Below are 21339 nucleotides of genomic sequence, written 5' to 3' on the forward strand. Positions count from 1 at the left end.
AACAGGTGAACGAGAGGGAGAGAGAATCGATGGCCGAACAAGTGAACACGCAAGTGCAAGCGGGACAAGCCTACAAGCTGGATCCGAACATGAGGTTAGATCAAAAGAAGGACGGCAGTCTGGCCTGGTATTCGCCCAAAGAAGGAGCGTTCCAAGTCGTCGGGCTGCCTTGGTTCCAGCAAGAGCAAATTTATCGGCGACTGCCGGTTGCGCCGGAGTGGCCGATTCGTCCGGAAGTCGACGAGCTGGCGAACTGCACGGCCGGCGGCCAAGTCCGCTTCCGCACCGATTCCACAAAGCTGTCCGTGCGCGTCAAGCTGGCTGGAGCAGCGAATATGTACCACATGCCGTCGACAGGCCAATGCGGCTTCGATTGTTACATCGGGGAGCCGGAGCAGATGAAATACGCCGGAACGACCCGCTATGACATAGCCTTGACGGAATACGAATGGATCATTTTCGATTGGCCGGAGCTATCTCCGGAATCCCGGATGATTACGCTGAACTTTCCGCTCTATCAGGGCGTGGAGGAGCTCGAAATCGGGTTGCTGCCCGGCGCGGTCCTGGAGGCTCCGACCCCTTATGCGGACAATCGGAAAATTATCATCTACGGCACATCCATTACCCAAGGCGGCTGCGCAATGCGGCCGGGCATGGCGTACCCGAATATCATCAGCCGTTGGATGAACTACGAAATATACAACCAAGGCTACTCAGGAAATGGCAGAGGCGATCCGGAGATGGCGAGGCTGCTCGCCGATATCGACAATCCGGCTATGCTCGTATTGGACTATGAGGCCAACTCGGTGTCGGTGGAGTACTACAGCCAGACGCTCCCGGAGTTCGTGAGCATTTATCGGGAGAAGCATCCGACCGTTCCGATCTTGATCATCTCCAAAATCAATTATTGCTATAACCACTTCCAGCCTTCCGTAGTTGAGCTGAACGATATTCGCCGCCGCTTGGCGAGTGAGCTTGTGGAGCAGCGACGTGCGGCAGGCGACCGGCACATTCATTTCCTCGACGGCGCCGGCCTGCTTGGCGAAGACTATGAGGAATGCACGGTGGACGGCTCCCACCCGACCGATCTGGGCTTCTGGCGGATGGCGGAACGGATCGCTCCAGTCATTCGCGGCCTGCTGTAGGGTCGGCAGTACGACAAAAAGTCCTTTGCACCGCGTCTGCGACGCGAGGCAAAGGACTTTTGCAGTTTAACCGGCGATTCAAGCGATTCGATTAAGCTTGGGACGACAGCGCGTTGAATTGCTTGGCCAAACGGGATTTTTTGCGAGCTGCAGCATTTTTATGGATCAATCCTTTGGTCACGGCCTTGTCCAATTTCTTGGTGGCTACGATCAGGGTTTCTTTCATGGTTTCCACGTTTTGGCCTGCAGCTGCGGTTTCGAACGATTTCACTGCAGTACGAAGTGCAGATTTCTGAGATGCGTTGCGAAGACGACGCTTTTCGCTCGTTTTCACGCGTTTTACGGCGGACTTAATGTTAGGCATTGCATTCACCTCCCTCAAAACTTTGGCGGAACGTAATCGCTTCTAAGTGAAGCGCTACAAGTACGTAGTATAACCTGCAAAAGCACAACTTTAGATATTCTATCACGACACTAGGCAAAAAGCAATAACAGGACTGGGCTCTGTTGCGGCGGCGTCTGAGGTTTCTGGCGGGTGTGGGGCGGATTGCATAACGGCATTTGCAGGATGGCAACCTAAGATGAAAATGCCATCAACGCAAACAAGGAGTGGTGAATTCGTGGATGACAACGACAAACTGTATGCGGTCCGAACGGACCTGGCACTGGAAGCGAGAGACATGGCTTCGCCTGCGTTCGGAGGCGCCCTTCCCGGAGTCCATTCGGAGACGATTGAAGATGAAGACTGCACGCTGACGATTATGGATATCGACACGGCGGAAGGCTCCAAGGCGGTGGGTAAGCTGCCCGGCCATTATGTGACGTTCGAAATTCCGAAGCTGCGGGAGAAAGATTCCGATTTGCAGGACCGCATTGCGACCAAGTTCGCCCAGCAGTTCGGCAAGTTCATGGACAAGCTCGGCATTTCGAAAAATGCGAAGGTGCTTATCATCGGGCTCGGCAACTGGAATGTGACGCCGGATGCGCTTGGCCCGCTCGTGGTGGAGAACATTATGGTCACGCGCCATTTCTTCGAGCTGATGCCGGATCAAGTCAGTCCAGGGTACCGCCAAGTTAGCGCAGTAGCGCCCGGGGTGCTGGGCATAACGGGGATCGAGACTAGCGACATCGTACACGGGATCGTTCAAAAAACGAAGCCGGATCTCGTCATCGCCATCGATGCGCTCGCTTCGAGAGCGTTGGAGCGTGTCAATACGACAATTCAAATCGCGGATACCGGCATTCATCCCGGCTCTGGCGTAGGCAACAAGCGCAAAGGGCTGACGCTGGAGTCGCTAGGCGTGCCGACGCTGGCGGTAGGTGTTCCGACTGTGGTGTACGCGTCGACGATCGTCAACAGCACGATGGACTTGATGCTGCAGCATTTCAAGACACAGACTGATGCAACGAAGGAAATATTCGGTCTGCTCGACAGCATGGCGGAGAACGATCGGCTGCAGATGGTGAAGGAGGTGCTCGATCCGGTCGGACACGATTTGCTCGTGACGCCGAAGGACATCGACCAGTTCATCGAGGACATCGCCAATATCATCGCGAGCGGCTTGAACGCGGCGCTGCATGAAGCGATCGACAGCAGCAACGTCGCCGCTTATACGCATTGAAGATGAAGAGACTAGTTCGAGCGTTACTGGCGGCTTTTCTTGTGGTGGGTGGCGGTTCGGCAAATGCTCAGGCCGCTGCCAGTAAGCCGACTGCACTTCAGGGCGAGTTTCAACTAGCGGTGCGTTCCAGTCCTGAAGCGAGTTGGTCGGAGTCCGCGGACGTTGGATCTGAGAAGTGGGGTTATGCCTGGTCGAAGCGAAGGGCTGTGACGGCTGAGGATAGAGACGGCGTCAGTCTATCGGAGAAGCAGCTGACGCTGCGCGATACGACCCTCGTATGGAGGGATGGCTCGACGGAGAAACAGTTCCAGCTTGGGGAAGAGCCTCGGCTGATCGATACGTCGAGCGGTGAAGCTTGGGAGATCGATGCCTCAGCCTGGCGCGACTTGCGCGACTCTGCGGAGTCGCTGCGGAAGCGGCATTACGGCGAGCTGCTGCGCTGGAGCGAGGTGGAAGCGAAGCTGCCTCGCAAAAGCGTCTTCCAGGTCACCGACCTGGAGACCGGCTTGTCGTTTCGGGTGCAGCGCCGGGCAGGCAGCCAGCATGCCGATGTGCAGCCGATGACGAAGCAGGATTCGGCGGTCATGAAGCAGATCTACGGCGGCTCCTGGAGCTGGAAGCGGCGGGCGATCATCGTCAGCGGCGGCGAGGGGGAAGCAAGGCTGGCAGGCTCGATGAACGGCATGCCGCATGGAGGCGACGGTATTCCCGACAACGGCTTCTCTGGTCATTTCTGCATCCATTTCCTCGAGAGCACTACGCACAAGGTGGATCGCCCGGACTTGGCGCATCAGCTCATGACGCATAAAGCGGCGGGGCAAATAGTGCCATACTTGCAGCGCGCAGACGCGGAGACAGTCGCGGCGGCGTTCCTGGAAGGCGTTCATCTCCGCGACGCGGCACTGACAGGGCTGTTGACACGCGGACTGGAGAAGGAAGGGCGCGAGCGGATCATGAAGCGGATGGGCACTCTGACGACGATCAAGCTGGATTACGACAAGCTGATGCGTAAGCCGGATCCGGAAGGGTCGATGGAACGGACCGTGGCGCTGCCGGCGCTCGTCTCGAGACAGGGTGGGAATACGCGTAGAGAGATGTTCACATTTACGATGCGGCGTCTGACCGAACAGTCGCCTTGGCTGCCCTCGGATGTGCGGGTCGCGATCGTAGAAGAGGAGAGGGATCGCCATGAAGAAGAAGCGGCACAGGATGAAGTGGGCTTTGGCGGCTAGCTTGCTACTGGCGCTGCTGCCCGGCTGGGGCGGCGGCATGCCGGGGGCAACAACGGTTGCGGTGAAAGCAGCCGACGACCCTGCAACAGGGAAGCAAGTCGCCATCGTTATTGACGACTTCGGCAACAACATGGGCGGTACCGAGCTGATTCTCGGGCTGCCGATTCCGCTCACGGCAGCGGTCATGCCGTTTATGCCAACGACGGAGCGAGACGCGGAGATGGCGCACAAGGCGGGGCACGACGTCATCGTGCATATGCCGATGGAGCCGCTCCGCGGCAAACGAAGCTGGCTCGGCCCCGGGGCGGTCATGACCGATCAGACCGACGAGCAGATCCGCGATACCGTGGGCAAGGCGATCGACAGCGTGCCCCATGCGATCGGCATGAACAATCATATGGGCTCCAAAGCGACGTCGGACCCACGCGTCATGCGCATCGTGCTTGAGGTTTGCAAGGAACGGGGGCTGTTTTTCTTCGACAGCCGGACGAACTATCGCAGCGTCATCGGCCAAATCGGCGCGGAGCTCGGGGTGCCGGTCGTGGAGAACCATATTTTCCTCGACGATATCGCAAGCCAAGCGCATGTGAAGAAGCAGCTGCGCAAAATTGTCGCGCATCTGAGCGGCGAGGAGCGTTGCGTCGCGATCGGGCATGTCGGCATTACCGGCAAAAACACGGGCGAGGCGCTGCGCGACTCGATTCCGGAGCTGCAGAAGCAATTCACCTTCGTCAAGCTGGCAACCTTTTTGCCGAATGTGCAGTAGTTTTGAGCAGGTTTGATTGATTTTCGTATCGGATGTATGTCAAACTTAGAGCTATGATGCAACAGCATATTGGCTTGGCGGCAAAGCATGCCCCGCTTCTTTCCTGACTGGAAAGGAGTCGGGCATTTTTGTTTTATTCCATGAGGAGGCGAGACGTATGGTGGCCGCTGATTGGGCATTTTGATGGTTTGCACCCGGAATTTGAAGTGAAGGACCGGAGGTGGAGATCTTATTTTGTGGATTTTATGTGGATGGCGGGTAGCGATTCGCGTATTGTGTTGGGGATTATGGATTTCGGCTCCCATGGGACGGATCGCATTAAGTATCGAAATCCTACTTTTGTTTTATCGGCCTTGCGGGCCACATGGCTTCCATTGCTTTTAGCTCGAGATGATGCTGTTAGATCTACGGTGAGAGCTTTTTGGTTCGGGATGGAAGGGAACGTCATATTCGAAAAATCGTACAAATCCAATCTGGAGCGGCACTCTTCTAACGATTCGGTCGAAAAATCATACCTAACACGGCCGGACAGCCGCACATCCGCCGCTCCCACGCCCCGCATACGATAAACAAGAGCCCGTACAGGGCTGTTGCAAAGGGGGAAGCGGACGAGTGAGCATTCAGCGCGTCAACAGCAAATGGCGGAAGTCCGGCTTGCTGCAGGCGGACCGCATGCTGCGGCGGCATGTTCCGGCAGCCCGGAAGCTGAGCCGCAAAGGCTTGTCGGCTATGCTAAGCCGATACCGGGTCGTCTATGTGAAGCCGAATGTAGGCATGCATGGCGACGGCGTCATACGGACCGAACGGCTGGGCGGCGGACAGTTCTTGCTCCATGCGGAAACAAGGAGAAGGAAGTTCGCAAGCTACTCGCAGCTGTACAAGGCGCTTCAGTCGGCAAGAAGCAGCCGCAGGCCGCATCTCGCGCAGCAAGGGGTGGACTTGCAAAGGTACCATAGCAGACGGTTCGACATCCGCGTGATGGTACAGCGAAGCCCAGGCGGTGGGTGGGAAACGACCGGCATGCTTGCCCGTGTCGCCCATCCGGACCGAGTCGTGACGAACTGCAAAAACGGCGGTCATGTCGAGTCGCTGGAGCGTATCTACGGCACCCGGCTGTCCGTCGTGCGGCGCAAGCTGAGCCGAATCGGCAAACGTACGGCGGCCGTCTTGCGCAGACGGTATCCGCGCATCAAGGAGATCGGGCTCGACGTAGGACTCGACGCCACGACGGCCCATCCTTGGATTATCGAGGTCAATACGAGTCCGGATCCGTTTTTGTTCATGAAGCTGCCGGATTGGCGGCCGTTTCGGAAAATCATGAATTACGCCCGGGCCTACAGCAAAAATACCGGAAAACGAGTGAAGCGCGGCAGAAGGCGGTAAATGGAAGCTGGCCGGAATAGTTGGAGAGACGGTTCGCAGCATGGGCAGGGGATGACCGTGCAAGTGCGAATCGTCTCTTTTTTCGCGACTCTATTGATTCTAGCGTTCTATGAGTTCTATCGAGGGGCGCTCCCTCATAGAGTAGTAACAGCTAGAGTACGAGTCCCGAGGAGGAATCGCGATGAAATGGGTTGCCGCCACCATCAATCTTAGCCGGGTAAATCGGACCATCCGCCGAGTGCGTTCGGTGAGCCGACTTGCCAGTTTGCTTGCCGTATGTACCCTCGCTTGTTTCATCCTGACCGGTCTGTTCTCCATCGCCCAGAATAAAGGAAACGCCTCCTCCATCTCCTCCATGAAAGGGATGGCGGCGAATTTGTCGCTTACCTTCTTCTTGGACATGGTCGCGATGGAGATGCCGTTTATGAATAGGAGCGGGGGCGACCATGCGATCTCGCCAGGCAGCACCGCCAATTTCCTGATCCGCTATGCGACCAACATCAACATGCGCGATCCGAAAAGCCTGATGGCGGCGGAGCTGCCGGGCCTGGCCGGCGAGTCCAGCGCGGTGCTCTACTCCGGAAGCGCGACGAGATATACCGACGCTCCTGCGGACTACATGCCGGCGCCTCAAGCGATTGCTCCGCTCCCGTCGGTGACGCCGCCAAACTCGAACGCGAATGGATCCGGCACAAGCAACGGGTCGAATGGAGCCTCGCCGCCGCCCTTTACCGAAACGCAGACCAAACAACCGCGCGTGCTTATCTATCACTCGCATAACCGGGAATCGTTCCTGCCCGAGCTGAAGTCCAAGGGCATCAAAGATCCGGATGCCGCCTACGATGCGGAGCTGAACATTACGCTGGTCGGCAAAAAGCTGAAGGATAAGCTCGCAGGACTCGGCATTCCGACGATGCAGACGGACACCGACTATCCGACGATCGAGAAAGGCTTCAACTACGCGAAGTCGTATGCTTACTCCGCCAAGACGGTGCAGGAAGCGATGGCGGCGAACCAGTTCGATATGATTTTCGACATCCACCGGGACGCCTTGAACCGCGATCGGACGACCGCCAAGCTGAACGGTCAAGATTACGCGCAAGTGTATTTCATCGTCGGGACGAAAAATCCGGACTGGAAGCAAAACGCCGAATTCGCCGCCAAGCTGCACGCCTTGCTCGAGGAGCGCTATCCCGGCATCTCAAGAGGCGTTTACGCCAAGTCGTCTTCCGGCAACGGGGAATACAACCAGCATTTCTCGCCGACCAGCATGCTGATCGAGGTTGGAGGCCCATACAATTCGTTAGAGGAAATGTACCGCACCTCCGATCTGCTGGCCGACATCATCGCGGAGCTGATACGGCAAGGCGATCAAGCGGTCAAAGCCAATACGACGCCGGCTACGCCGAAACCCTAAATTGAAGGAGGCTGCCCCATGAGACTGCGATGGCTGACCGATACGATAGCGTTCTGGAGAGCGGGTGCCGGGATTCGGGCGGCTTTTGCCGCGCTCGCCGTCTCCACGTTCTTGGTGGTTGGAGGGACCGGATTGTTGTGTGTCGTCATGGCTCAACACGATGCGCGTACATCGCCTTCTATACAGAGCTGGGCGTCCTCCGTCTCGAAGTCCTTCTTCACCGACATGCTCAGTCTGGAGGTGCCGCATCTCGGCGAGCAGCGCAAAGGCAGCTCGACCTTCGCCGGCAAACGCGTACTGGTCTATATGGCGGATCAATGGCTGCAGGTGAACCTGGCCCAGCCGCAATCGCTGCTTGCAGGCGAGCTGCGCGGCATGAAGGCGGAAGGCGGAGAGCCGCAGCCGACGGCCGGCGCTGTTGCTTCCGGCTCTCCCAAGCCGAGCGCGGCTCCTTCGCCGCAGCCGACCCCCACTCCGGCGGCGCAAGCTGGCGCCCAGCCGGAGAGCAAGCCCGATCCGAGCACGCAGCCGGTGAACGGCTTGGTTCCGCTGTCGACCCAAGGGCGGAAGGCGGTGCTCGTGTACCACTCTCATCCGCGCGAGTCTTGGGTGCCCGAGCTGAACGCCAAGACGGTAGGGGAAGCGGAAAATGCGGACAAAAATATTACGCTGGTAGGCAAACACTTAGCTGGTCAGCTGGAGAAAGCCGGGATCGGCACCGTACACTCGGCTGCGGATTACAAGAGCACGGTCCCGGAGTACAATTGGAACTTTTCCTATAAGTATTCGCAGCAAACGGTGCAAGAGGCGATGGCGGTCAACGACGGCATGACATTCATGTTCGACCTGCATAGGGATTCCGCCGCGCGCGAGGTGACAACTGCTCAAATCAACGGGAAAGATTACGCCAAGGTGTATTTCATCGTCGGACGCAAAAACGAAAACTGGGAGCAAAACGACGCGTTCGCGCAACAAATTCACGACAAGCTGGAGCAAAAGTACCCCGGGCTATCCAGAGGCATTTGGGACAAAGGAACCGGCGGCCACGGCGAATACAACCAGTCGTACTCGCCCAACAGCATGCTCGTGGAAGTCGGCGGCGCCTACAACACGCTCGAGGAGTCGAACCGGACCGCGGACGCGCTTGCGGAAGTGATTGCCGAGCTGTTCTGGGAGTCGGAGCAGGGCGGTGGGACTGTGGTAGCGAAGAAAGAACCGGCGAAGCGGGGCGGTTGAACGGATTGGTGTCGGAGTTGGCGAGGAGATGCGGTGCGCCAAAAAAGAGTGAGCTAATAACGTTATTTTACGCAAAAGTGTGGCGAGAATAGAAATGGTTTACGGAAAATTCGTTTCCAATTTTGACGAGGAGTGATGCTTCATGTCGCGCTATACAATGACTTTGCTGGGGCTGCTGTTTATGGCCGCTTTCGGTATCTTTTTCGGCGTGGAGATCGCCTCGCGCGGGATGGAACGGATTCAGGGACCTTTCCCGGCACATGGGTACACGCAGCCGCCTGTGCCTACAACGGTACCGACTCAGACTTCTGTCCGAACACCGCCGCCATCGACAGCTCCTGGTGCCGGGATCGGCAAGGGACAGGGCGGCGGTGCTCCAACTGTAACGCCTCTGCCTCCGATCGGAGCAGGTGGACCTGCTGTCGGCGCCGGAGATTCGGGCATCAACAAGCTCGGCAACGGCATAGGCGACCTGCTTTCCGGTATGGCCCAAGGGACGATTCGAACCGTTGTCGGGATTTTCGACGGGATTGTGAATTGAGTCGGAACGGGCTCGGATTGCTGCTAGTCCCCGTAACTGCTATAATAGAAAGTATTTGAAACGCAGGGGGATCCGCATGTCCGAACGTGTGCAACGTCAAAAGAAAATCCGCAACTTCTGTATCATCGCTCATATCGACCACGGGAAGTCTACGCTTGCCGACCGGATTCTTGAATATACAGGGGCGCTGTCGTCCCGTGAAATGCAAGACCAAGTGCTCGACCAGATGGATCTGGAGCGCGAGCGCGGCATTACGATCAAGCTGCAGGCAGTCCGCCTGAACTATCGCGCCGACGACGGCGAGGACTACATCCTCAACCTGATCGACACACCGGGACACGTCGACTTCACGTACGAAGTATCCCGCAGCTTGGCCGCTTGCGAAGGAGCCTTGCTCGTCGTAGATGCTGCGCAAGGGATCGAGGCGCAGACGCTGGCCAATGTCTACTTGGCGTTGGACAACAACCTTGAGATTTTGCCGGTTATCAACAAAATCGATTTGCCTAGCGCCGATCCGGAGCGGGTCAAGCATGAGATCGAGGAAGTAATCGGTCTAGACGCCAGCGAGGCTGTACTTGCTTCTGCAAAGGCAGGCATCGGGATCAAGGAAATTCTTGAGCAGGTTGTGCAGAAGGTGCCGGCTCCGACCGGGAACGAAGACAATCCGCTGAAGGCACTTATTTTTGACTCGCATTACGATGCCTATAAAGGCGTTATTGTGTACGTGCGCGTAGTCGACGGCACGATCAAGAAGGGCACGCACATCAAGTTCATGGCGACCGGCGCTTCGTTCGAGGTGATCGAGGTCGGTGCGTTCAAGCCTCGCATGGGCGTTGTGGACGAGCTGACGATCGGCGATGTAGGCTTCGTCGTGGCCGGGATCAAGAATGTGAAGGATACGCGCGTTGGCGATACGATCACCGATGCGAAGCGGCCGTCTCCCGAAGCCCTACCGGGTTATCGCAAAATCAACCCGATGGTGTATTGCGGGCTGTATCCGATCGAGACGTCGGATTACAACGATTTGCGCGAGGCGCTCGAGAAGCTTGAGTTGAACGACGCTTCATTGAAATATGAGCCCGAAACGTCGTCCGCGCTTGGCTTCGGCTTTCGCTGCGGCTTCCTCGGGTTGCTGCATATGGAGATCATCCAGGAGCGGATCGAGCGCGAGTTCAACATTCCGCTTATTACGACGGCGCCGAGCGTGATTTTCAAGGTCACGCTGACTAACGGCGAAGTGCTTCACATCGACAACCCATCGCTTTACCCGGAGACGGGCCGCATCGAGTTCGTTGAGGAGCCGTACGTGAAAGCTTCAATCATCGTACCGAACGATTATGTAGGGGCGATTATGGAATTATGCCAAGGCAAACGCGGCGAGTTCCTCAATATGGAATACCTCGACACCACTCGTGTTACGTTGACATACGACATGCCGCTGTCCGAGATCGTATACGATTTCTTCGACCAGCTGAAGTCCAGCACCAAAGGCTACGCGTCCTTCGACTATGTGGTGTCCGGCTACAAACGCTCGCAGCTCGTGAAAATGGACATTTTGCTGAACAACGAGCAAGTCGACGCCTTGTCGTTCATCGTTCACCGCGACCGTGCCTATAACCGCGGCCGCATCATTTGCGAGAAGCTGAAGGACATCATTCCGCGCCAAATGTTCGAGGTGCCGATCCAGGCGGCCATCGGTCATAAGGTTGTCGCCCGCGAGACGGTCAAGGCGATGCGCAAAAACGTTCTTGCCAAGTGCTACGGCGGCGACATTTCCCGGAAACGCAAGCTGCTGGAGAAGCAGAAGGAAGGGAAGAAGCGCATGAAGCAGGTGGGGAGCGTGGAGGTGCCGCAGGAGGCGTTTATGGCGGTGCTGAAAATCGACGAGTAGGCATTAGGAGGAATAATTCGAAGTCGAAAACCGTCAGGGTTTCAAAGGGCCTCCGCGCTCCCGTTGCAGATTGGTTTCTTGATAGAAATTTTTTAGTGGTGGAAACCAACCTGCAAAGGTCGCTGCTCCGGCTCCTTTAAAACCCTTTCAATAACGACTTCGAACGGATGGGGAGGCTCTTGCAGCCTCCTCATCGATTTTCAGGAGCAGAACAAGCACCTCCACGCGAAGGGGTGAAATAAGAAGAGATGATGATACAGAAGAGCACGCTGCCGAGGGCGGTGTATATTCATATTCCGTTTTGTACGAACAAGTGTCATTATTGTGATTTCAACTCGTATGTGCTGAAGGGGCAGCCGGTGCAGGATTATCTGGATGCGCTGGAGCGCGAGATGGAGCGGACGGTGCGGGAGGTGCCCGCGATGGGGATCGAGACGATCTTCGTGGGCGGCGGGACGCCGACGGTGCTGCTGCCGGATCAGATGTTCCGGTTCTTGCAGCTGGTAAATACGTATTTCGCGGATCGGACGCCGAGCCTTGAGTTCTCGATGGAGGCGAATCCGGGGACGACGGATCTAGAGAAGCTTCAGGCGATGAAGGAAGGCGGCGTGAACCGGATCAGCTTTGGCGTCCAGTCGTTCGACAATGCGCTGCTGCATGCTCTGGGGCGGATTCACAATACGGACGATGTGTACCGCAGTTTGGAGAACGCCAGAACCGTTGGCTTTGACAATCTTTCGATCGATCTTATGTTTGGCCTGCCTAAGCAGACGGTGGCGACGATGGAGGATACGCTGGACAAGGCGCTCGCGCTGAATTTGCAGCATTATTCCATTTATAGCCTTAAGATTGAAGAGAATACACTGTTTCACACGCTCTATCACAAGAACAAGCTGCCGCTGCCCGAAGAGGAAGAGGAGCTCGAGATGTATTTGACGATCATGCGGCGGTTGAAGGCGGAAGGCTACGAGCAGTACGAGATCAGCAATTTCGCCCGGCCCGGCTATGCAAGCCGTCACAACTCCGCTTATTGGCGCAATGAGAGCTACTACGGAATCGGTGCCGGAGCGCACGGCTATATGAGGGGCAACAGGCATGTCAACATCAAAGGCGTGCAGGAGTATATAGATGGAACTCTTGTTGGATTGCCGATATTGGAGCGCGTTGAGGTCAGCGAGCAGGAAGCGATGGAGGATTTTATGATGGTCGGGCTGCGGCTGCTCAGCGGAGTGCGGCATGAAGAGTTCCGGCGCCAATTCGGTTGCTCGATGCTGGAAGTGTTCGGACGCGAGCTGGGCGAGTTGACGACCAAACATCTCCTCATCGCCGATGCCGAAGGGTACCGGTTATCCGAGCAAGGCGTTCTTTTCGGCAACGAAGTGTTTGCCCATTTTTTGCAGGATTGACCACGGTCGTTCACCCGGAAAAATTTCACTTGAACAAAAATACGGACTGATGTATATTTATACACATATTTCAGTACGTTTTGCACAGGTGGGATGAACATGACATTGACGGTCACATGCCGCAGGGCGGATACCCGGGACGTCGACGCTTTATACGACTTGATTCAAGGCTATGCCGAGAAAGGCATTATGCTCCCGAGGTCGAAAGAGGCGCTGAAGCGCTATATCGATACATTCGTGATTGCGGAAGCGGGAGACAGCTTCGTCGGATGCGGGTCGTTATTCAAGCTCGGGCAAGATCTGGTAGAGATTCGTTCGTTAGGCATCACCGACGGGCACAAGGGGCTCGGGATCGGCAGCCGGATCGTAGACTTCCTTATAGAGGAAGCGCGTTCGCAACGCATTCCGAAGGTGATGGCCCTCACATATGAAGTAGCTTTCTTTCAGAAAAACGGGTTTACGGTCGTGGAAAAGGAGATCTTCCCGGAGAAGGTTTGGACGGATTGCATCCATTGCAAAAAGCAGCACTGCTGCGACGAAATAGCGGTTCTGAAGCGCCTTGACTGACTTGACAAGGTGCTTTTCTTTTTGGTATTTTGGTTATAGGATTTAGCACTCCTTTCGGTTGAGTGCTAACGACAAGAGGTTGGTTCCACCTGCCGCACGGCAAATCCAATTATTCGGGGGCGAGGCTATATGTTGTCGGAACGTCAAAAGTTAATACTTAGCGCCATTGTTGACGACTATATCCGCTCGGCTGAGCCTGTCGGTTCCCGCACCATTTCGAAACGGAACGACGTCAGCTTCAGTCCGGCAACGATCCGCAACGAGATGTCCGATCTGGAGGAGCTTGGCTTTCTCGAGCAGCCGCATACGTCGGCGGGGCGTATTCCCTCGAACAAAGGCTATCGTTATTATGTCGATCATCTGATCAAGCGGGGCCAGCTGTCGAAGCAGGAGCTGGACGTCATCAAACTGTTCTGCGCGGAGCGGCTCGACGAGATGGAGCGGGTCGTCCAGCATGTCGCCGTAATGCTGTCGAATATGACGCATTACACGTCGATCGTGATGGGGCCGGAGCTGCTGTCGACAACGCTCAAGCATCTGCAGATTGTGCCGCTGAACGACCAATCCGCGGTAGCGATCATTGTGACGAACACCGGCCATGTGGAGAACAAGGTGGTCTCGATCCCGGAAGGCGTGCCCGTCTCGGAGATCGAACGCGTCGTAAATATGCTGAATGCCCGGATGGCGGGAGTCCCGCTCGTTCATTTCAAGTCGAAGCTGTACAACGAGATCGGAGTGGAGCTCAGTCGGTTCAGCCACCAATACGAAGATTTGGTTAAACTGATTGAGGGTGTCCTCCTCAACGACGAGGACGACCGCATCTTTATCAGCGGCGCTACGAACATGCTGACCCAGCCCGAATTCCGCGATGTCATTAAGGTCAAGGGCATTTTCGATCTGTTCGACGAGACGCAGACACTGATGCGCTTGTTCTCGACCACAGGGCAAGGGATTCAAGTGAGGATCGGCAACGAAAATGCAGTGGAAGCGATCAACAATTGCAGTCTGATTACCGCTACGTATTCAATAGACGGACAATCACTTGGCACAATCGGCATTCTTGGACCAACACGCATGGAATATGGCAAGGTAATCCAGCTGCTCGATGTGCTGTCTCAAGATATGGCGCTCCTGCTGGGGCGTTGGTACAGGTAACGAAGCAGCCGCTCAGGCGGCTATGGAGTAGGAGCGGGTGGCGATGAAGCAGGGCAATGGGGAAGGCGAAGATCGCTATGCGACGCTTCTGAACAATGCAGGCGCCATTCGCGCGATTTGCTCGGCCGTCGAGGGTACGCTCGGGCCGAAGGGGCTTGACACGATGCTCGTCGGCCCGAACGGCGAGGTGCTCGTCACGAACGACGGCGCGACGATTCTCGAACGGATGGACGTAACCCATCCGGCGGCCCGTATGCTCGTGCAGGTCGCGAAGTCGCAGCAGCAGCGCGTCGGAGACGGCACGACGACGGCGACGGTGCTTGCCGGCGCCCTCGTCGCCGAGGGCGTCGCGCAGGTGACACGGGGCGTGCCCGTGTCCAAGGTCGTGAGCGGCCTGCAGGACGGAGTCCAACTGGCCGCCGAACTGCTGCAATCGCGCAGCCGCGCGATTGAAGGGCTGCGCGACCCGAGGCTGTACCGGGTCGCGTATGTGGCGGCGCGCGAGGACCGGCAGCTCGCCGAGCTCGTGATGGCCGCGGCCGAGCGGCTCGGCGTCGAGACGCTGCGCGACGAGAGCTGCCGCCTCGCGGACGCGGTGAGCGCTCACGACAAACCCGTGAGCGAGGTATGGTCCGGCTTGCTGCTGCGGCACAAGCCGATCCACACGCAGATGCTGTCGCTGGAGCTCCAGCAGCCTAGGGTGCTCGTGCTCCACGATGCGCTTGAGCCGGAGAAGCAGGACGAGGAAGCGATGATGACCGAAGCCGGCTTCCACCGCTACTTGCAGCTGAAGGAAGAGTTCAAGGCGAACCTCGACAAGCTTCCTCGGCTCGGTATCGGCTTCGTCGCCGTCGACCGCGGCGTCGATCAAGAGGCCGAGCAGTTCTGCGCCGACCACGGCATCGTCGTGCTGCAGCGGGTGCCGAAGCGCGACCTGCAGCGCATCTGCGAGCATACGGGCGCGCGGCCGATCCGCCGAGGCGTGCTGAAGAAGGCGCCGGCCGAGCTGGCGCCGTACCTCGGCGGCTGCGAGACGCTCGCGTACGATGCGCGCATCGAGCAGCTGCGCCTCACCGGCGGCGCGGGGGCTCCGGCCGCGACCGTGCTCGTCGGCGGCAGCACCGCCGAGGTCGTCGGCGAGCGCGCCCGCATCGCCCGCGACGCCGCCTCGGCGGTGCAGGCCGCGGTGCGCGGCGGCTACTTGCCCGGCGGCGGCGCGGTCGAGATCGCCGTGGCGCATGAGCTCGACCGCTACCGCGAGACGGTCAAGGGCATGGAGGCGTTCGGCGTCGCCGCCGTCGTCCAGGCGCTGCATAAGCCGCTCGCGCAGATGGTGCTGAACGCGGGTTTCAATCCGCTCGAGCAGGTCGAGCAGGTGCGCGCGGCGCAGCTGGCCGAGCAGACGGACCGTATCGCGGTCGATTGCGACACCGGACGGCTGATGGACGTCCTGGAGCGGGGCATCGTCGATCCGACGCAGGTCAAGGTGCACGCGCTGCTCGCGGCGGGTGAAGTAGCGGCAGCCGTGCTGCGGATTCATACCGTGATCAAGATGAGGTCGGGAGAAGACGGATAAAGGGGCGGCTAGCTCGACTGAGCGAACCGCAGCCCGTCTGTTTTTTCTACATAGATAAAGCTTTGGAATTGGAAAAGGAGGTGAACTTGAAGGTGAGCAAACATGATGCAACGACATCCGATGAGCTGCAAAACAACCTGAATGGTTCAAATACAGAGGAAACGGTTGAAGAAGTGATGGAAGAGCTTGACGCTGAGGCGGGCGAACCTGTTGCCGCCGAGGAAGAGACGACCGGCGAATCGATTGCCGCGCTTCGCCAGATGGCCGAGGAGCAGCGCAAAACCGCGGAGGAGCATTACCAGCGCTACTTGCGCACGCAAGCGGATTTCGATAATTTCCGCCGACGTTCCCGCCAGGAGAAAGAAGATTTCGCCAAGTACGCATCGGCTAAGCTGCTGGAGCAACTGCTTCCTGTCGTGGACAACTTCGAACGCGCGCTTGGGACGACTCGGGAATCCCGCGATTTCGACGCTTTGATCAAGGGTGTGGATATGATTTTCCGCCAACTCGATCAAGTGCTCGTCCAGGAAGGGCTGACGCCGATGAATGCGGTCGGGCAGCCGTTCAATCCCGAATTCCATCAGGCGATTATGCAGGTGGAGTCGGAGGAGCACGAAGAAGGCATCGTCGTCGAAGAAATTCAGAAGGGCTACATGCTGAAAGACAAAGTGCTGCGTCCCGCGATGGTCAAAGTGAGCCAGTAACATTCAAACCATTTTCGTATAGGAGGATTCACCCATGAGTAAAGTTATCGGCATCGACTTAGGTACAACGAACTCTTGCGTAGCGGTTATGGAAGGCGGCGAAGCAGTCGTCATCCCCAACGTGGAAGGCAACCGGACGACTCCATCGGTAGTCGGCTTCAAGAAAGACGGCGAGCGCGTAGTCGGCGAAACGGCGAAACGCCAGGCGATTACGAACCCGGACCGCACGGTCAGCTCGATCAAACGCCATATGGGCACGAACCACAAGACAAAGATCGATACTACGGATTACACGCCGCAAGAAATTTCCGCCATGATCCTGCAAAAGCTCAAAGCCGATGCGGAAGCTTACCTCGGCACTACGGTTACGCAAGCGGTTATTACCGTTCCGGCTTACTTCAACGACAGCCAGCGTCAAGCGACTAAGGATGCGGGCAAAATCGCCGGTCTGGAAGTGTTGCGGATCGTGAACGAGCCGACAGCGGCAGCACTCGCCTACGGCTTGGAGAAAACGGAAGATCAAACGATTCTCGTCTACGACTTGGGCGGCGGTACGTTCGACGTTTCGATTCTCGAGCTGGGCGACGGCTTCTTCGAAGTTAAGGCGACTAGCGGCGACAACCGTCTGGGCGGCGACGACTTCGACCAAGTGGTCATCGATCACCTCGCAGCTGAATTCAAGAAAGAGCACGGAATCGACCTGGTCAAGGACAAAGCGGCGGTTCAACGTCTGAAGGATGCGGCGGAAAAAGCGAAAAAGGAACTGTCCACTTCGCTGACCACCACGATCTCCTTGCCGTTTATCACGGTAGTTGACGGGGTTCCTCAGCACTTGGAAATGAACCTGACTCGCGCCAAATTCGAAGAGCTGAGCGCTCACCTGGTTGAGCGTACACTTGGCCCTACGCGCCAAGCACTCAAGGATTCCGGTCTTTCCAACAATGAAATCAACAAAGTCGTACTTGTCGGCGGCTCCACGCGGATTCCGGCCGTACAGGAAGCGATCAAGAAGCTGATCGGCAAAGAGCCTCATAAAGGCGTGAACCCGGACGAAGTCGTAGCGCTCGGCGCTGCGGTTCAAGCGGGCGTTCTGACCGGCGACGTGAAGAATGTCGTATTGCTCGACGTAACTCCATTGTCGCTTGGTATCGAAACGGCCGGCGGCGTGTTCACGAAGATGATCGACCGCAATACGACGATCCCGACTAGCAAATCGCAAGTGTTCTCGACATATGCGGACAGCCAAACAAGCGTAGAAATCCACGTCCTCCAGGGCGAGCGTTCTATGGCTTCCGACAACAAGACACTCGGTCGCTTCATGCTGGGTGACATTCCTCCGGCTCCGCGCGGCATTCCCCAAATCGAGGTGTCGTTCGACATCGACGCCAACGGTATCGTGAACGTCTCGGCACTCGACAAGGGCACGGGCAAGAGCCAAAAAATTACGATTACTTCCTCGAGCGGGTTGACCGATGACGAGATCGATCGTATGATGAAGGATGCCGAGGCGCATGCCGATGAAGACCGTAAGCGCAAAGAAACGGTCGAGGCTCGCAACCAAGCCGACCAGCTCATCTACACCGTCGACAAGACGCTGAAGGATCTGGGCGACAAGGTGGATGCGGCTGAGATCGAGAAGGCGAACGCGGCGAAGGAAGAGCTGAAGAAAGCGCTCGAGGGTAACGACCTGGAGACGATCAATCAAGCGACCGAGAAGCTGACGGAAATCGTGCAGCAGCTGTCCGTGAAGCTGTATGAGCAAGTCGCGCAATCCGCACCTGGCGGTGCTGATGGTGCTGGCGCAGCAGGCGGCGCTCAATCGGGCGGTCAACGCGACAATGTCGTAGACGCCGATTACGAAGTCGTGGACGATAAGAAGTAAGTTGGTTCCGGAGGTCAAAGCCTGGCGATATCCGCCTAGGCTTTGACTTTCGTTTGAATGCATGGGAGGTTGAAACTTTGAGCAAGCGGGATTTCTACGAGGTGCTAGGCGTCGATAAGGGTGCTTCGGACGACGATATCAAAAAAGCTTATCGCAAGCTGGCACGCCAATACCATCCGGACGTGAACAAAGCGTCCGACGCAGAACAGAAGTTCAAGGAAGTGAAGGAAGCGTACGACGTGCTGAGCGATGACCAGAAGCGTTCGACGTACGACCAGTTCGGCCACGTCGATCCGAACCAGGGGATGGGAGGCGGCTTCAATGGGCAAGATTTCGGCGGCTTCGGCGATATATTCGACATGTTCTTCGGCGGCGGCGGCGGCCAGCAGCGTCGCAATCCGAACGCGCCTCAGCGCGGGTCCGATCTGCAGTATACGATGACGATCGAGTTCAAGGAAGCTGTATTCGGCAAGGAAATGGACATCACCATTCCGCGTACGGAAACCTGCGAAACCTGCCACGGCTCCGGCGCCAAGGCCGGTACGAAGCCTGACACTTGTTCGGTTTGTAAAGGCAGCGGGCAGCAAGAGGTCGTGCAGAACACGGCGTTCGGCCGCATCGTGAACCGTCGGGTATGCTCCGCTTGCAACGGGCAAGGCCAGATCATCAAGGACAAGTGCGGCACCTGCCATGGCGCTGGCAAAGTGAAGAAGCAACGGAAGATTCATGTGAAAATTCCGGCAGGCGTCGACGAAGGCGCGCAGCTGCGTGTTTCCGGCGAAGGCGAGGGCGGCACGAAGGGCGGCCCGGCAGGCGATCTGTTCATCGTCATCCGCGTGAAGCCGCATGAATTTTTCGAGCGCGACGGCGACGATATTTATTGCGAGGTGCCGCTCAACTTTGCTCAGGCTGCGCTTGGCGATGAGATCGAAATCCCGACGCTCTCCGAGAAGGTGAAGCTGAAAATTCCGGCCGGCACGCAGACGGGCACGTATTTCCGCCTGAAGGGCAAAGGCGTGCCCAGACTTCGCGGGTACGGGCAAGGCGACCAGCATGTGAAAGTTACGATTGTGACCCCTACTGCGCTTAGCGACCGCCAGAAGGAGCTGCTCCGCGAGTTCGCGGGTCAGGGCGGCGGCGAGGATACGCAGGAGGAGCATCACGAATCGATTTTTGAACGGATGAAAAAAGCGTTTCGCGGCGACTAAGGCCATCCCCGATTCTTGTCGTGCAAGTCACGGCGAAAGGATCGGGGGTTCTTTATTTTCCTCACGAATATTTCGATCTCATAGGATGAACACTATTCCATGTTCCGTTTCGTCGGATAAGCAAGTGCTTACTATGAGGAGGCAAATACAGGTGGCTGAGATTATATTGTCCGCTACTTTCCCCGGGCACGCCGCCGCCCACTCCGCCGCCGTCAAGCTGCGAGCGCTTCGGGTGGTGCAGGTGCAAATCGATTACGGTCAGGATGCCCTGCACCAGACCACAACCGGGAGTGGCGCCGGGGCGTATGCGATGCAGCGGATGGAGAGCTTGTCGGGCATCGCTGTTCCCGACGATCACTCCGGGCCAGACGTGACGATGACGGCCGTCATCGACGAGCGGATCAAGCCGCTGGCGATCCGCGTGATGCAGGAATATGGGGCGATCGTTTAGCTGGATTGCTGCTTGATGGCTAGAAGTCGCCTCTAGGCGGCTTTTTGCGTTGCAACGACCCGTACGAGGTACGAATATGATAGAATAATAGAATCAAGCTATCGTTGTAAAGGGGGTTAGAAATCAATGTCAGACACAAATAAACCGTCCTGCTGCTCGACGAGCCGGGACTCGTTTGTTCCCCTGACTAGTTTGGCGCTGGAATCCATTCCCTTCCTGGCAGCTTCCACAGAGGCGCCCGCCGAGCGAGAAGGGATGGTGCTCCTTGAGGGCGGGGCCTTCCGTATGGGCAACGGCGGTAAAGACGGGTTCCCGGCGGACGGCGAAGGACCGGTGCATGAAGTGAAGCTGCGTCCTTTTTATATCGATGTGTGCACGGTGACGAACTTGGAATTTCGGCAATTCGCCGAAGCTACCAAATACAAGACGGAAGCTGAGAAATTCGGCTGGTCGTACGTCTTCGCCCCGTTCGTGCATCCGGCGAACCGCCGCTTCATAATGGGCGCGCCACAAGGGACTCCTTGGTGGTATGCGGTCAAAGATTCCTTTTGGCGGCAGCCGGAAGGACCGGGCACACATCTGGAAGGCCGGGACGATCATCCGGTCGTTCACATTTCTTGGCAGGATGCGGCTGCGTATGCCAAGTGGGCGGGCAAACGCCTCCCTACGGAAGCGGAATGGGAGTATGCGGCTCGTGGCGGACTGGATCAAATGGTGTATGCCTGGGGCAACGACCTGACGCCGGACGGCAAACATATGTGCAACATTTGGCAAGGCACGTTTCCGGAGAAAAATACGGCCAGGGACGGTTATGTCGGTACCGCTCCGGCCAAGTCGTTCGATCCGAACGGCTACGGTTTATACAATGTTGCGGGAAATGTCTGGGAATGGGTATCCGACTGGTTCACTCCGTCCGCTTACACGACAGAGCCGAGAGACAATCCGCAAGGCCCTGCGGAAGGCGAGCGGCGATCGATGCGAGGAGGTTCGTTCCTTTGCCACAAATCCTATTGCAATCGCTACCGGGTCGCGGCCCGCAATTCCAATACACCGGACAGCTCGGCCAGCAATATCGGCTTCCGCTGCGTGGCGGATCTATAGAAAAACGGGCGAAAGCTAAATAAAAGCCATTGACGTCCATTCGAAAAGACGGTAGT

Annotated in this window: 19 protein-coding genes; 18 read left to right on the forward strand and 1 reads right to left on the reverse strand. The window is 57.3% G+C overall.

Features of this window, described 5'->3' with window-relative positions; all coding sequences use genetic code 11:
* Nucleotides 1–29 precede the first annotated feature (29 nt).
* Entirely contained in the window at nt 30–1145 is a 1116-nt protein-coding gene (locus PKO02S_RS03850; protein ID WP_127579774.1) for an SGNH/GDSL hydrolase family protein, read from the forward strand.
* 91 nt (nt 1146–1236) lie between these two features.
* Here PKO02S_RS03850 and rpsT read toward each other — a convergent pair whose 3' ends face one another.
* Nucleotides 1237–1509, reverse strand: a complete 273-nt coding sequence (rpsT, locus tag PKO02S_RS03855) for a 30S ribosomal protein S20 (protein ID WP_127579775.1) — start codon at nt 1507–1509, stop codon at nt 1237–1239.
* Nucleotides 1510–1765: 256 nt separating this feature from the next.
* Here rpsT and gpr point away from each other — a divergent pair, with 256 nt between their 5' ends.
* The 17 genes from gpr to PKO02S_RS03945 all read left to right on the forward strand — a co-directional run bounded on the left by gpr (nt 1766) and on the right by PKO02S_RS03945 (nt 21283).
* Complete coding sequence (gene gpr / locus PKO02S_RS03860; protein ID WP_373865185.1) at nt 1766–2767, forward strand: GPR endopeptidase; 1002 nt, start codon at nt 1766–1768, stop codon at nt 2765–2767.
* 206 nt (nt 2768–2973) lie between these two features.
* Nucleotides 2974–3999 (forward strand): hypothetical protein, encoded by a 1026-nt coding sequence (locus PKO02S_RS03865; RefSeq protein ID WP_127579776.1) that lies wholly within the window; start codon nt 2974–2976, stop codon nt 3997–3999.
* A complete protein-coding gene (locus PKO02S_RS03870) occupies nt 3956–4765 on the forward strand; it encodes a divergent polysaccharide deacetylase family protein (RefSeq protein ID WP_246066819.1) in 810 nt (269 codons plus the stop codon). Before PKO02S_RS03865 ends, PKO02S_RS03870 begins: the two co-directional genes overlap by 44 nt.
* Before the next feature lie 612 nt (nt 4766–5377).
* Nucleotides 5378–6148 (forward strand): YheC/YheD family protein, encoded by a 771-nt coding sequence (locus tag PKO02S_RS03880; RefSeq protein ID WP_127579778.1) that lies wholly within the window; start codon nt 5378–5380, stop codon nt 6146–6148.
* A gap of 181 nt (nt 6149–6329) precedes the next feature.
* Nucleotides 6330–7565: a stage II sporulation protein P gene (gene spoIIP, locus PKO02S_RS03885; RefSeq protein WP_127579779.1), complete on the forward strand. Its 1236-nt coding sequence runs from the start codon at nt 6330–6332 to the stop codon at nt 7563–7565.
* 18 nt (nt 7566–7583) lie between these two features.
* Nucleotides 7584–8801, forward strand: coding sequence for a stage II sporulation protein P (gene spoIIP, locus PKO02S_RS03890; RefSeq protein WP_127579780.1), 1218 nt, complete (start codon nt 7584–7586; stop codon nt 8799–8801).
* A 142-nt stretch (nt 8802–8943) separates the two neighbouring features.
* Nucleotides 8944–9342: a hypothetical protein gene (locus PKO02S_RS03895; RefSeq protein WP_127579781.1), complete on the forward strand. Its 399-nt coding sequence runs from the start codon at nt 8944–8946 to the stop codon at nt 9340–9342.
* A gap of 76 nt (nt 9343–9418) precedes the next feature.
* On the forward strand, nt 9419–11233 hold the full coding sequence (gene lepA / locus PKO02S_RS03900; protein WP_127579782.1) for a translation elongation factor 4: 1815 nt from the start codon (nt 9419–9421) through the stop codon (nt 11231–11233).
* Nucleotides 11234–11484: 251 nt separating this feature from the next.
* Nucleotides 11485–12639, forward strand: coding sequence for a radical SAM family heme chaperone HemW (hemW, locus tag PKO02S_RS03905; protein ID WP_127579820.1), 1155 nt, complete (start codon nt 11485–11487; stop codon nt 12637–12639).
* A 99-nt stretch (nt 12640–12738) separates the two neighbouring features.
* Nucleotides 12739–13206: an N-acetyltransferase gene (locus PKO02S_RS03910; RefSeq protein WP_127579783.1), complete on the forward strand. Its 468-nt coding sequence runs from the start codon at nt 12739–12741 to the stop codon at nt 13204–13206.
* Nucleotides 13207–13335: 129 nt separating this feature from the next.
* A complete protein-coding gene (gene hrcA, locus PKO02S_RS03915) occupies nt 13336–14361 on the forward strand; it encodes a heat-inducible transcriptional repressor HrcA (protein WP_127579784.1) in 1026 nt (341 codons plus the stop codon).
* 43 nt (nt 14362–14404) lie between these two features.
* Nucleotides 14405–15937 (forward strand): TCP-1/cpn60 chaperonin family protein, encoded by a 1533-nt coding sequence (locus tag PKO02S_RS03920; protein WP_127579785.1) that lies wholly within the window; start codon nt 14405–14407, stop codon nt 15935–15937.
* 86 nt (nt 15938–16023) lie between these two features.
* Nucleotides 16024–16641 carry a nucleotide exchange factor GrpE gene (gene grpE / locus PKO02S_RS03925; protein ID WP_373865186.1) on the forward strand — a complete coding sequence of 206 codons (618 nt, stop codon included), beginning with the start codon at nt 16024–16026 and terminating at the stop codon, nt 16639–16641.
* Between the two features lie 34 nt (nt 16642–16675).
* Nucleotides 16676–18523 carry a molecular chaperone DnaK gene (gene dnaK, locus PKO02S_RS03930; RefSeq protein ID WP_127579787.1) on the forward strand — a complete coding sequence of 616 codons (1848 nt, stop codon included), beginning with the start codon at nt 16676–16678 and terminating at the stop codon, nt 18521–18523.
* A 77-nt stretch (nt 18524–18600) separates the two neighbouring features.
* Nucleotides 18601–19731, forward strand: coding sequence for a molecular chaperone DnaJ (gene dnaJ, locus PKO02S_RS03935; protein WP_127579788.1), 1131 nt, complete (start codon nt 18601–18603; stop codon nt 19729–19731).
* A 151-nt stretch (nt 19732–19882) separates the two neighbouring features.
* A complete protein-coding gene (locus tag PKO02S_RS03940; RefSeq protein WP_127579789.1) occupies nt 19883–20182 on the forward strand; it encodes a hypothetical protein in 300 nt (99 codons plus the stop codon).
* A gap of 126 nt (nt 20183–20308) precedes the next feature.
* Nucleotides 20309–21283, forward strand: a complete 975-nt coding sequence (locus PKO02S_RS03945; RefSeq protein WP_127579790.1) for a formylglycine-generating enzyme family protein — start codon at nt 20309–20311, stop codon at nt 21281–21283.
* The last annotated feature ends 56 nt before the right edge of the window (nt 21284–21339 follow it).

The organism is Paenibacillus koleovorans NBRC 103111 (assembly GCF_004000845.1).
Lineage (GTDB): Bacteria > Bacillota > Bacilli > Paenibacillales > NBRC-103111 > Paenibacillus_AA > Paenibacillus_AA koleovorans.

What these genes read in the sequence shown, in the direction of transcription:
- PKO02S_RS03850 (WP_127579774.1), top strand. Translation starts at nt 30, where the DNA reads ATGGCCGAACAAGTGAACACGCAAGTGCAAGCGGGACAAGCCTACAAG.
- rpsT (WP_127579775.1), bottom strand. Translation starts at nt 1,509, where the DNA reads ATGCCTAACATTAAGTCCGCCGTAAAACGCGTGAAAACGAGCGAAAAG.
- PKO02S_RS03870 (WP_246066819.1), top strand. Translation starts at nt 3,956, where the DNA reads ATGAAGAAGAAGCGGCACAGGATGAAGTGGGCTTTGGCGGCTAGCTTG.
- spoIIP (WP_127579779.1), top strand. Translation starts at nt 6,330, where the DNA reads ATGAAATGGGTTGCCGCCACCATCAATCTTAGCCGGGTAAATCGGACC.
- spoIIP (WP_127579780.1), top strand. Translation starts at nt 7,584, where the DNA reads ATGAGACTGCGATGGCTGACCGATACGATAGCGTTCTGGAGAGCGGGT.
- PKO02S_RS03895 (WP_127579781.1), top strand. Translation starts at nt 8,944, where the DNA reads ATGTCGCGCTATACAATGACTTTGCTGGGGCTGCTGTTTATGGCCGCT.
- lepA (WP_127579782.1), top strand. Translation starts at nt 9,419, where the DNA reads ATGTCCGAACGTGTGCAACGTCAAAAGAAAATCCGCAACTTCTGTATC.
- hemW (WP_127579820.1), top strand. Translation starts at nt 11,485, where the DNA reads ATGATACAGAAGAGCACGCTGCCGAGGGCGGTGTATATTCATATTCCG.
- PKO02S_RS03910 (WP_127579783.1), top strand. Translation starts at nt 12,739, where the DNA reads ATGACATTGACGGTCACATGCCGCAGGGCGGATACCCGGGACGTCGAC.
- hrcA (WP_127579784.1), top strand. Translation starts at nt 13,336, where the DNA reads ATGTTGTCGGAACGTCAAAAGTTAATACTTAGCGCCATTGTTGACGAC.
- PKO02S_RS03920 (WP_127579785.1), top strand. Translation starts at nt 14,405, where the DNA reads ATGAAGCAGGGCAATGGGGAAGGCGAAGATCGCTATGCGACGCTTCTG.
- dnaK (WP_127579787.1), top strand. Translation starts at nt 16,676, where the DNA reads ATGAGTAAAGTTATCGGCATCGACTTAGGTACAACGAACTCTTGCGTA.
- PKO02S_RS03945 (WP_127579790.1), top strand. Translation starts at nt 20,309, where the DNA reads ATGTCAGACACAAATAAACCGTCCTGCTGCTCGACGAGCCGGGACTCG.